Genomic DNA, 12,350 nt, shown 5'->3' on the forward strand with positions numbered 1-12,350 from the left:
TTTAGCATACTTATATAAAATTTCTAAGTATTATGAATAAATAAAGTTTATATTAATTGACTAAAGTTTTTAAAAATTTAGCAATTTTTTATATCAAGTGCTAATTATATTTACTTTTTATGCTATAATACCACTCAAATTTTTGCAAATAAAGGTTTTGCATGAGTATAAAGAGAGAGTTACTCATAGGGATTATAGAAGAGTATATTAAAAGCAAAGAGCCAATTGGTTCAGAGTTTTTAAAATCAAGACAAAATCTCTCTATCTCATCAGCCACTATTCGCAATTATTTTAAGGTCTTGGAAAAAGAAGGTGCATTATTCCAGCCACATATTAGTAGCGGTAGAATCCCGACAAATGCTACTTTATATGCGTATTGGAAAGATGTATTGCAATATGTATGTCAAAGTGATGTAGTGATAACTGCAGCAAAGTTGCAAAGCCTAAGCTCACATTATGGGGTCTATTGCATTGTGATTCCAAAAGATGATAATCGCTTAGAATCTGTAATCAACACGCATGGCTATCTTATCTTACAATTTAGTCGTGGCGAGACATTGATACAATATTCTGAAGCACTAAGTCGTTTTTTAGAATCTTTTATGTTAGCAGATATACATGATATTTTAAAGGTTGCAAATGAAGTTGGTGCGGGTGAGTTGAAGCGGAAACTTATGGCGTTATTGCAGGTAGATTCTGAAGAGCATTGCTTTCAGTGTGGGAGTGAGTATATAAGCACTATCGCACAAAGCAATGCTGCACAATATCTTAATGCGATACAAGGCAGGACACTTTTATCATGTAGTAACGGAATCTACTTTGAGGGCATAGTATCAAACGGGCATTTAGCAATCATTCACGATGTGTTGTATATAAATGCAAAGACACAAAGCACATATCAAGCTAGAATGATGTGTATCGGCGATTTGCTATGTGATTATAAGAGTTTTTATGCAGAATTAGGATGTAGTAATTTTGCATAAAGATTCTTTAAGTTATTTTTCATAATGAAAGTAGCTTAGAATCTTTAAAAAGAGAAAGGAGCATACATGGATAAAAATGAAGAAGTATCTAATGACTTAGAATCTACTCAAGCAGATGATGAAGCAGACACTTTAGAATCTACACAAGATTCCGAAGAAATCGCAAAGTTTGAGCAAGATGAGAGTTTATTAGAACAAAAGATAAAAGATTTACAAGATCAATATTTACGCACACACGCAGATTTTGAGAATGTAAAAAAGCGACTTGAAAAGGAAAAGGCACAAGCCCTTGAGTATGCAAACCAGAATATTTTAAAGGATTTGTTGCCTATAATTGACACGCTTGAAAAAGCTTTAGAATCTGCAAACGCATTGCCTAGCGGCGATAAGATTGCAGAGGGATTAAATCTTGTGCTTGGCAATTTTAGCAAAGTCTTAGGTAAGCATGGAGTAGAAGCTATCAATACAGAAGATGGCTTTGATCCAAATTTGCACGAAGCTATCATGCAAGTAAAAGATGATGAAAAAGAAGATGGCGCAATAAAACAAGTATTGCAAAAAGGTTATAAGTATAAAGAACGCACATTGCGACCAGCAATGGTAAGCATTGTAAAAAATTAATTTTAAGTTGAAAGGATAGAATATGAGTAAAAATTTGATAGGAAAATGTCTGTTTGGTGCTTTTATCTCTCTTGGTGTTGTTTTAGCAAATAATGTTAAAACACCGACATGTAAAGCAGCTGCTGATTCTATGCAAGAGATGTCTCAATCAGGTGATTGCGTGTATAGCTATACGAATGCGAAAACATTATCTGTTGATAAAGCAAATGGTATTGTTACATGTCAAGCAATAGAAAGCAGAGAATGTCCCAATATGCCAGAAGAAAATACAAAGGCAACCATAAAATTCACAGCAAAGTATGGCATAGTAACACAGCAAATTTATGAAGATGAAGGATATTAAGATTCTATATTTTAGAATCCTAATAAGGTTTAAAAACGCTTAGATTTTTAGAATCTAAGTTTGATAATTTTAATTTAATTGTTGAAAGGATAAAATATGAGTAAAGTTATAGGAATTGATTTAGGCACAACAAATTCGGCGATGGCAGTTTTTGAAGGGAATGAAGGCAAAATTATTGCAAACAAAGAAGGGAAAAATACAACCCCTTCAATCGTTGCATTTACAGATAAAGGCGAGATTCTAGTCGGCGAACCAGCAAAGAGACAAGCCATCACAAACCCGCAAAAAACCATTTATTCTATTAAAAGGATTATGGGACTTATGTTTGATGAAGATAAGGCAAAAGAAGCAGAAAAAAGACTGCCTTATAAGATCATTGATAGAAATGGGGCTTGTGCGGTAGAGATCGCAGATAAAATCTATACGCCACAAGAGATTTCAGCAAAGATTCTAATGAAAATCAAAGAAGATGCAGAAAGCTACTTGGGCGAGAGCGTTACAGAAGCAGTAATCACCGTGCCAGCATATTTCAATGACGCACAAAGAAAAGCGACAAAAGAAGCAGGGACAATCGCAGGGCTAAATGTGTTAAGGATCATTAATGAGCCAACTTCAGCAGCCCTTGCCTATGGTTTAGACAAAAAAGATTCTGAAAAAATCATGGTATATGACCTAGGCGGTGGGACATTTGATGTTACCGTGCTTGAAACTGGCGATAATGTCGTAGAAGTCTTAGCAACAGGTGGTGATGCGTTTTTAGGTGGTGATGATTTTGATAATAAAATCATTGATTGGGTAAGCGAAGAGTTTAAAAATGATGAAGGCATTGATTTAAAAAGCGATGTTATGGCATTACAAAGGCTTAAAGATTCCGCAGAAAATGCGAAAAAAGAGCTAAGCAGTGCGACTGAAACAGAGATAAATCTCCCCTTTATTACTGCTGATGCAAGTGGTCCAAAGCATTTAGTTAAAAAGCTTACAAGAGCGAAATTTGAGACACTTATTAGCAGTCTTATTGATGATACGATTAAAAAGATAGATTCTGTTATCAAAGATGCAGGACTTGATAAAAGCGAGATTAGCGAAGTCGTCATGGTAGGTGGCTCTACAAGAATCCCAAAAGTGCAAGAAGAGGTAAAAAGATTTATCGGTAAAGAGTTGAATAAATCTGTGAATCCAGATGAGGTTGTAGCAGTCGGTGCGGCTATTCAAGGTGGTGTATTGAAAGGTGATGTAAAAGATGTGCTTTTACTTGATGTAACGCCTTTAAGTCTTGGTATCGAAACTCTAGGTGGTGTAATGTCAAAAATCATTGAGAAAGGCACAACAATCCCTGCGAAAAAATCGCAAACTTTCTCTACTGCCGAAGATAATCAACCAGCTGTTTCTATACAGATTTTTCAAGGTGAGAGAGAACTTGCAAGGGATAATAAAAAGCTTGGAAACTTTGATTTACAAGGCATTGCCCCAGCCCCAAGAGGTGTGCCACAAATTGAAGTAACACTTGATATTGACGCAAATGGTATCTTAACCGTTTCAGCAAAAGATAAAAACACAGGTAAATCACAAGAGATTAAAATCACAGGCTCAAGCGGTCTATCTGATGAAGAAATCGAAAAAATGGTAAAAGATGCGGAATTGCATAAAGAAGAAGATTCTAAACGCAAAGAAACGATAGAAGCGAGAAATCAAGGCGACAATCTCGTCTATCAAGTGGAAAAAAGCCTTGAAGAAATGCGTAAAGATGAGAATAAAGGCAAGGTTGATGAAAGCGTATTAGCTCAAGCTGAAAGCGTGAAAGACTCACTCAAAGAGATTCTAAAAAATGAAGCAGCAAGTAAGGCAGATATAGAATCTAAAATCAAAGAGTTAAACGAAGTCTTTGCAAAACTTGCAGCGGCTCAAGGCACAAACGCTGGAGCAAACCCAAATGCCAACACACAAGACACAAAGAAAAAAGACGATGATGTCATTGATGCTGAAGTTGTCGATGAAAAGTAAAACATAATAGGGCATAAAATATAAGAATCATAAAGCTAGTTAGCACCCTTATCATATAAGGGTTATGCTACTAACCAACCTTTAATACACCTTTTGATGAAATTCTTTTTTATAAGACTATTTAAAATTACTTGCAAAATAAAAATTATACCTCTTCTTTTTAACCCTTTTATTTTAATCTTCTGATGTGTAAATCTGCGTTATTTGTGCTACATATCAAGATTATGTTAATTACGCATTGGTCTATATTAGATTAGATGTCTTAGGCAAGATTTCACCCTTTTTAAAGGTTCGCAATGCATGAAGTTCTTGCGCGCCTACAAAAAATAATAACGGATTTAAAGTTCAAACCATGAAAATTTGCACCTTACTCCCTGTATCCCACTCAGATTAGTAGCGGTTTGTCATACTGAGCGTAACAAAAAAATCTACAATTTAAAATCTTAAAGTAAAGAGTGATTCTAAAAAAAATATCTGTAATCCTGCACTCATCTCAATAAAAACAATAAGCAATAAACCAAAAAATAATATACATATATGAAATTATACAATGCTGTATAATACAAAGAAGTCTCATAATGTCATAAAAAAGGTAAAAACTAAAAAAGTAAAAAAGTGTTTTGCCTACCTTAACATGACAAGCTATAGAAAAGCTAAAATAAGCTTAATAGTAAGCCAAATGGCCTACATTCCAAAGTTTAATTTTCAAGTTTTAGGTTGTTGATTCTAAAGATTTAGAATCATGAGTGAGTTTTTTTACATGTATCTCAACATGGTAAGGTTAAAAATGAAAAAACAAGTTAAAAAAATAGTATCTATTGGCTATGCAAAACACAGCATAGTAACTACAACTCATAGTGCCAAAAGCTATGAGATTATCTCTTAAACTTTGTCATGTTAAGACTATGTCAAAACACCTTGTATAGAATCTAGCGCATGAGATTCTATTTGCACCCTTAAGCCCTGCACCCACCCAAATATAAAATATCCTTAAACCTCTCTTTCAGTCTTTAAAAAAAGACTTGTAATTATGTTAAGCTTTATTGTTATGCAATAATAACAAAGCTTAACATAATGAAAATATAGATTGCCATGAGCTTTTCTGTAATGAACTTCTTTGCAAAACATGACAATAAATCATCATTGCAGTAATGCAATATAACTTCTTTTCATCATTGCAAACATGCTAAAGCAATCTAATCTGCTTTGTCATATTTGCAAGTGTGGGCAAGAGCTTCGCTCGTGCAAATGCGTAAGCATGAAATATCTAAATATCTAAACCTTAGAATCTTATAAACCTTAGATTAGAATCTTAAAACAAAGATTACTTAGCTTAGTCTATGCTAGATTTTTCGCTACGCTCAAAATGACAAGGCAAGTTAAAATGGCAAAGAAAGCCAAAATAACAAATAAAGTCAAAATGACAAAAGATTTAAAACCTGTAAAAGTATCAAAGAACACATAAGGTTAAAGTTTTAGAATCTATTATGCCTATCTAAAATCAGTTAAGATATAGATTCTAAAATTACACCCTATAAAGCCCCTAGCCCACATAAAGTGAGAGAGATTGCCACGAGCTTCTTTGCAAGTCTAGCACATGACATAAAATAATCTCTTATATCAATGCTATAAGAGATTAAAATTGCCAATCAAACCCTTATATTAAACTATAAGAGATTAAAATTGCCAACCAACTCTTACATTAATGTTATGAGTTTTTACTTGCGCACCAAACTCACCACCATAAGATAGGTTAATAGCTGTATTTTGTCCTAGTTTAGCTCCTAGTCCTGCTTCTAGCACACCTACAAAGCTATCAATGTTATTTGTAGCATAGAAAAGTCCATTTTGCACATTTATAGAGCTTACAAAGCTATTACCTGCCATTGCATAGCGGATACCTGCTTTAATAGTTGGGAATAATGATATTTTCTCTAGTTTAATAGCTTTTGTATATCTAATTTGTGCTAATAGATACATAGGTGTTGCTGTTGTGCCTTTTATTGTTTGATTATTAGCTGCTGTATTAAAGCTATTAAATGTAAGTTCTGGCATAATCACTGCTTGTTGCATTAGACCTATTTCTGGTGTAATAAAGCCAAAGTTTGTAGGCATATCTAAACCAAACAATGCACTTGCACTAAAGCCACTTACAAGTCCTGTAGCTTCTCTTGTAGTATCCATTAAAGGTGTTAAGCGATAGCTATTTGCAGCTAACATAGCATTAGCTTGAAGTTTTACAAATGGCACTAGACTTAGACTTGCTTTATTTACTTGTCCTAAAGGCATTTTAGTATGCACACCTGCCATAAAGCTGCTGCCTAGTGATTGCATTTCAGCACCAACTTTACCTGCATTTTGACTTTCTACACCAATGTGTGCTCCAAATAATACACCATTATCAAGAGCTTTTGCAGCACCACCTACAAAGCCCATAGCACTTCCATTTGTAGCAGCAAAGCCTGTAGCAGCAATGCTTGATGTAGAGAAGTATGGAGTAGCAAAACCTATCCATGATTTATTTGCTCTCTCTTTTTCAGCGAGTAATAATGCTAGTTTTTCTTCTTTTGCTTTAGGATCTTTTTCAGATTCTACTGCTTCTGCTAATTCTTCTAGCTTAGATTTTTTACTTGCACCTGTGTATTGTGCAGATATAGCACCCTCTCTTGGATAAGAAAGATTTCCTATCTCACCTGTAGCTACTGCATCAAACACACCATCAATAATGCTTTGTGCGCGTGTCATTTGAGAGTTCATATTAGCAATAGATTGGATAGCTCCTAATGCGCCTATTGATTTGTTTGCTTCAACGCTGATAGTCATTATGCCGTTTTTATCAAAGCTTGCACCATAAAGGCTATTTGTAAAGCCGATATTTTGTGCGATTTGATCAGCGGTATTCATATTTGTGCTAGTTTTGTTTCCTGCGATGAATTTACTTAAATCATATTGTTTGCCAATATCCATATCAGCGATGATAAATGCTGGACCATTATTACCTGCCGCTCTAAAGGCTGCACCCGCGCTACCTGTCCCAAAATTTACTTTACCATCACCTGTTACATTGATAGCCCCATCAGTTTCATACACCCATGCACCGCCATCTGCTTTTGTCCTATCAGAGCTGATATCTACTGCATAGCCACTTGCCACATTGATAGTTGTGCTAGATCCTGCATTTATCACATCAATGATACCACTCCCTGTGTTTGTAAGTGTAAGTATGCTATTAGCAGTAGCAGTTTCTACCTTTGAGATATGTCCGCTATTGTTAAGCGTATTAACTTTTGAATCTGCGCCTGTGAATTTTACACCATTTGCGTGTGTAATGCTACCTGTATTATTGATAGTTACATTTTGTCCGCCTGCGTCTATTGCATTTGTAATGCTACCATGATTGGTAAGTGTAGCAGATTTTTGATCTGCTGATTTGAGTTTTACTGCTCCACTGATAGTAGCACCAGCGTCGTTTGTGATATTTACACTCGTTGCAACTTGTGTTGCTGCGTCTATTTCAGCTTTAATATCACCTGCATGGTTATTGATAGTTAGCTTTTTAGTGCCACTTACAGTTTCAATCTTTTTACTATTATCAGAAATTTCTGCATAGTTTTCAATGGTTAAATCCCCTGTGCCTGCTTTAATACCGCCTGTGATACTACCGCTAAAGTTAGTGATAGTTGTGCCTTTATCACCCTCACCATTTCCAGCTGTGATAGCACCGCTGATAATAGCGTGATTTATGATGAGAGCGCCATTTTCTTTGGCTGTTATTGTGCCTTTAATGTCTGCTTGTGGGTTGGCTGCTCCTGTAGATGAGACACCATTTTGAATGTTAAGTCGCTTTGTCTTGTTATCGGCTGTGATTGTAGCAGTAGTGTCCATTGTGCCATTGTTAATAATGTTAATTTCGCCTGTGCCAGCACTATTGCCGCTTATAACACTTTTTAGTGTAGCATCTTTATTGTTATTAATAGTAAGATTACCAGCACCTTTATGTGTGATAGCTCCTGTCTCCCAAGTTTTATTGTTTGTAAGTGTTACATCACCTTTTTGAGTATCAACTTCTGATTGAAATGTCCCAGTATTTGTGATACTTACCGCACCATCTCCGCCTGTTACTTTACCCGTTTTATATGTCCCGCTATTTGTGATTTCTACTTTACCAGCTCCACCTGTAACTACACCAGTCCATTCAGAATTTGCATGGGCGTTGTTGATTTTGAGTGTGCCAGCTCCACCTGTAATCTCACCACTCCATTTTGCTGCTGCTTTTTCTGAACCATTGTTGATAGTGAGAACTAAGTCTGCTTTATTGCCTTGCACAACTTTGGTTTGCCACTTGGATTCATCAGTATTACCCAAGTTATTAATAGTTATTTGGTCTTTCAAGTGGTCACTCTGGATTGTAAGGGTTTTTCCTGTTGCTGCTCCCTTTGAGTTTGCTTTATTGTTTATTGTTTCAACATTTTTACCTAGATTTGCATCAAAATTTAATTGTCCATCTGCTCCTTTAATATTCAGTTCAGTGTAATCATCTTTTGCCACTTCAGCATTTTTGTCGCTATTATCTGTTAAATCAAGGGCAAATAAAGGGTTAGTTACCCCCCCCCCCCCATAGTGTAAGGGCTGCTACTATGCTTACCTTAGCTAGTGTGCTTGTTTTTGCTTTTGTATTGCCTTTTGCCTGTGCCATTATGTCGTGTTGTAGTATTGACATATTTATCTCCTTAAATTAAAGTAAATGAAACGCAAATTCTAGCATAAAAAAGTTGAATTTTTGTTTTTTTTTTTTTGTAAATGTGGCGGTTTTATGGATTTTTGCTTTTTTATATTGATTTTAGAGTTTGTAGGGGATGTTTCGCTTCGCTTAATATGGCAATTAAAGATGTTTTGTTTTCGCTTAGTACGACAATGTTAAAGGGTAACATAGTAAGAGATTTGTTTAGATTCTATGTTAGATGTTTCGCTTCGCTCAACATGACAAAAAAAAGGGCAACATGACAAAAAAAATAATATGATAATAAAAGTAATATGACAAGGTTATAGATTACCATGACTTACTACCACAAGGGGCGTAATGATAAAAAAGGGTAATTAGTTTTTATAAACCCTTTATGTAATACTAAAAATATATGCCTTTGCCTGTAAATATAAAAAAAACTTGAATGAAAATAATGAAGTAATAAAAAGTAGATTCTATTAAATAAAGAAAGTTACCAAGCCACCCCCCAAATCCATTAAGATAAGGGGAGAGCAAGGAGGCGTAAAACTTGGAATTACTGCTTACTATGAGCAGACAAACAAGTGTAAGACTAGCTTAAAAGTCTTAAAATGTTTTGTTGCACAGCGTTTGCCTGACTTAAAGCGTAGCTACCAGATTGTGCTAGGATATTGAGTTTATTAAAGTTTGCAGACTCTTGAGCGAAATCCACTTCTCTAATATTGCTTTCAGCTGCTTTAACATTTACTTGTGTTACAGAAATGTTATTCACAGTTGAAATCATTTGCCCTTGAACAGAACCTAAATCCGCACGGATTCTATCTAGAATCTTAGTCGCAGATTCAGCAATATCCATAACAACCATCGCACCACGCAAAGTTGTTACACCAGCACCAAGCTCCGCACCACCACTTGCAACAACTTTATTGAAATTCGCACCAGCAGCACTTTTAACATCTTTGTTAAACGCACCCATAGTATCACGCAAATTCACAACGGTTTTAGCAACATCTTTGTTGTCAAAACCTAAAGCCTTGTAAGTGTTTTTAGCATCAGTCCCAGACATTACGATAATATCTCTAGAATCTAGTCTGCTAAGAGATAATCGTCCATAGTTTTCAGAACCTTTACCTTCAAGCTTTTGACCACCATTCATAGATTTTACCGCTACTTCTGGCACTTTACCATTTTGACCTTTTTCGTTTTTACCAATAGAAATCTTGATACCACGACCATCAACACTTCGCAATGTTAAACGACCTCTTTCATCAGTAAAAGCCTCAACGCCTGTTTGGTTTGTAGAAGCATTGAATGCTTGCACCAAACGACCATCAGAGTCACCAGCTTTAATGTCATTGATATCACCAAGCGTAATGCCATTAATAATAACATTTGACATTGTCCCTGATTTTACCGCTTCATCAGAAGTTGAGATAACATTTGCTACCGCACGGATGCCTGTTTTATCTGAACTTTTATTGATAACTTCAGCTAACACACCAATACCTGTGCCAACGCTTGTAGAGATTTTAACAGCCTGCAACTTCACATCATTCACACCATCAACATTTTTGAAAACTGTATTCACAGTGCCAGATGCTGTAATTAGCCCACCTGTCATAATCCTTACTTGCCCGATTTTATCACTTGTTGTTGCACCAATTGAAGCTTTAATAGATTCATTTGAATAAGCACCAACTTGGAATTCCTTATTTGTGAAAGAACCAGATAGCAACTTCTGACCATTGAAAGAAGTAGTATTTCCAATCATATCAAGACCTTGAATAAGGCGCACGATATCTGACTGAATAGCTCTTCTTGATTCAGTAGTTTGTCCATCTTGTGCTGCTTGTGTAGCTTTCACCTTCACAGTGTCAAGAATTTTAAGCTGCTCGTCCATCGCTTTATCAGCAATTTGGATAATCCCCATAGCATCATTTGTGTTTGCAATAGCCTGACCCAATGCACTCGCTTGACCTCTCAAGCTATCTGCAATGATCATACCAGAAGCATCATCTGCTGCCTTGTTGATTCTCAAACCTGAACTTAACTTTTCCAAAGAATCTTTCAAACCTCTTTGGGTAACAACATTCTGCACATGCGCATTCAACGCATTAATATTAGTATTGACTTGAAAAGCCATTTTTCACTCCTTGTGATTAATATTGTAAAAATATCCCAAGCATCCTTGCTTGTTACTCTCATATCGACATATTTTTAAAACTTTAAAGTATTTTTTACAGATTATGATTTATTTTATTGTGAAGGTTTGTCTCATGTATTCAAAAGATTAAAAAATAACTTGTATAACATGAGACTCTAGCAGCATATCGACTTGCAAACATTGTGAATATATTATAACAACTCACTATTCACAAGTTTTTCTAGCTGTTTTTGTTTAAAATCATCATTGCAAGAAGTAAAAATCATGTTTTTATTTTTCACTAAATTGTTTATTTTGCATCCGCCTGAGCATATATATTTTAGTTCGCAATCTTTGCATTTTTCTATATGTTCTATCGAAGTGTTGTTGTTGATTGTATTAAATTCCTTAATAATGTGTTTGGCACTTGCAGTATATGGGATATGATAAGAAGAGAAATAACTACAAGGATATATCTTGCCATCAGAATCTATTACAATACTCGTTCCTATCCCGCAATTTTTAAATCGTATGTTTTTAACTTTTGAAGATTCTACTGCAAAACCTAGCTTCCCTAGTTTTTTCATCAAATTAAAGACAACAATATTGGAATGTTGCATATCGTAATTTCTTAAGTCAAGCTCATGAAGTGCAGCACCAGACATTTCTATTTCATTATTCAGTCTTATCTGCATATTCTTATAATCAAGCATTTTTACAAAATCAACAAGATTTTCTTCAATATCCAACAATGTGTCTGGGAGAATGGTAACTGCTAAATAAAGAGGTATATTTTTAGCTTTAATAAGATTAATTGCCTGTAAGACTTTTTTGTAATTGCCATATCCTCTATTTTGCTCATATTTTTCCGCCGATATGCCTTCCATGCTAATTTGTATATTTGAAACCAAAGGTTGAAGTTTATCGATAATGGATTCATTAATTAAAATCCCATTAGTAAATAATGACACCTTATGACCACGCAATCCCTCAAGAAGTGAAAAAATATTTTTATGCAGTAATGGCTCGCCACCAGATATTGTTACTGATGTATAGCCATTTATTATTGTAATGTCTCTCACTTTTGCTAAGATATTTTCGATATCTATCTGTTGCTTTTTCACTCTTCCCGCATTTATAAAACAATGCTTACAACGCATATTGCAATCATTTATCACATTAATATGTATGGATTTTTGTATATTATCCATTATCTCTTCATTTTGAGTTTGTGCAAATCCTTCCCTATAAAAATTGTTATTAAAAATTTTCTCAAGCACACTCATTCTTATAGAATAAGGATCTTGTGCGTGTATATTTTTTCTGTAAATAGCAAGAGATTCTTCTATTGTATGTTCACACAAGATACGAAACATGTCGTATTCATCATCATCTAAAACTATCCAAGTGGGATACTCTGGGGCAATCAGTAGATTTTTATTTAAAACCTTCTTATGTATAAAATTAGGAAAATTAATTCTTTCTGTCTCCACAAGTTCAATAGTTTCTGCATCAATTGCTCTCATATTAATTATC

General features: G+C 34.9%; 8 protein-coding genes. 4 read left to right on the forward strand and 4 right to left on the reverse strand.

Translation table 11 applies throughout. The annotated features are described in order from the left end of the window. Nucleotides 1–161 precede the first annotated feature (161 nt). The 4 genes from XJ32_RS04690 (at nucleotide 162) to dnaK (ending at nucleotide 3,948) form a co-directional block, all read left to right on the forward strand. Nucleotides 162–983: a heat-inducible transcription repressor gene (locus XJ32_RS04690; protein ID WP_077388507.1), complete on the forward strand. Its 822-nt coding sequence runs from the start codon at nucleotides 162–164 to the stop codon at nucleotides 981–983. 66 nt (nucleotides 984–1,049) lie between these two features. After that, entirely contained in the window at nucleotides 1,050–1,604 is a 555-nt protein-coding gene (gene grpE, locus XJ32_RS04695; RefSeq protein WP_004084537.1) for a nucleotide exchange factor GrpE, read from the forward strand. A gap of 22 nt (nucleotides 1,605–1,626) precedes the next feature. Beyond that, complete coding sequence (locus XJ32_RS12425; RefSeq protein ID WP_174566015.1) at nucleotides 1,627–1,947, forward strand: hypothetical protein; 321 nt, start codon at nucleotides 1,627–1,629, stop codon at nucleotides 1,945–1,947. 96 nt (nucleotides 1,948–2,043) lie between these two features. After that, nucleotides 2,044–3,948, forward strand: a complete 1,905-nt coding sequence (gene dnaK, locus XJ32_RS04705; protein WP_077388508.1) for a molecular chaperone DnaK — start codon at nucleotides 2,044–2,046, stop codon at nucleotides 3,946–3,948. A gap of 1,677 nt (nucleotides 3,949–5,625) precedes the next feature. On the opposite strand, the gene XJ32_RS04710 is transcribed toward dnaK, so the two are convergent. From XJ32_RS04710 to XJ32_RS04720, 4 genes are all read right to left on the reverse strand, one after another. Continuing rightward, the gene (locus tag XJ32_RS04710) at nucleotides 5,626–8,496 is read right to left on the reverse strand and encodes a hypothetical protein (protein WP_077388509.1); all 2,871 of its coding nucleotides are present in this window, start codon (nucleotides 8,494–8,496) and stop codon (nucleotides 5,626–5,628) included. A 49-nt stretch (nucleotides 8,497–8,545) separates the two neighbouring features. Then, nucleotides 8,546–8,668 (reverse strand): hypothetical protein, encoded by a 123-nt coding sequence (locus tag XJ32_RS13180; protein ID WP_302475949.1) that lies wholly within the window; start codon nucleotides 8,666–8,668, stop codon nucleotides 8,546–8,548. A 595-nt stretch (nucleotides 8,669–9,263) separates the two neighbouring features. Next, nucleotides 9,264–10,814 (reverse strand): flagellin A, encoded by a 1,551-nt coding sequence (locus XJ32_RS04715; protein ID WP_077388510.1) that lies wholly within the window; start codon nucleotides 10,812–10,814, stop codon nucleotides 9,264–9,266. A gap of 212 nt (nucleotides 10,815–11,026) precedes the next feature. Beyond that, nucleotides 11,027–12,340 carry a radical SAM/SPASM domain-containing protein gene (locus tag XJ32_RS04720; RefSeq protein ID WP_077388511.1) on the reverse strand — a complete coding sequence of 438 codons (1,314 nt, stop codon included), beginning with the start codon at nucleotides 12,338–12,340 and terminating at the stop codon, nucleotides 11,027–11,029. Between the last annotated feature and the right edge of the window lie 10 nt (nucleotides 12,341–12,350).

Origin of the sequence: Helicobacter bilis (assembly GCF_001999985.1) — a bacterium.
GTDB classification, from domain to species: domain Bacteria; phylum Campylobacterota; class Campylobacteria; order Campylobacterales; family Helicobacteraceae; genus Helicobacter_A; species Helicobacter_A rappini.

Coding starts and splice junctions, on each gene's coding strand:
- XJ32_RS04690 (WP_077388507.1), top strand. CDS start 162: ATGAGTATAAAGAGAGAGTTACTCATAGGGATTATAGAAGAGTATATT.
- grpE (WP_004084537.1), top strand. CDS start 1,050: ATGGATAAAAATGAAGAAGTATCTAATGACTTAGAATCTACTCAAGCA.
- XJ32_RS12425 (WP_174566015.1), top strand. CDS start 1,627: ATGAGTAAAAATTTGATAGGAAAATGTCTGTTTGGTGCTTTTATCTCT.
- dnaK (WP_077388508.1), top strand. CDS start 2,044: ATGAGTAAAGTTATAGGAATTGATTTAGGCACAACAAATTCGGCGATG.
- XJ32_RS13180 (WP_302475949.1), bottom strand. CDS start 8,668: ATGTCAATACTACAACACGACATAATGGCACAGGCAAAAGGCAATACA.
- XJ32_RS04715 (WP_077388510.1), bottom strand. CDS start 10,814: ATGGCTTTTCAAGTCAATACTAATATTAATGCGTTGAATGCGCATGTG.
- XJ32_RS04720 (WP_077388511.1), bottom strand. CDS start 12,340: ATGAGAGCAATTGATGCAGAAACTATTGAACTTGTGGAGACAGAAAGA.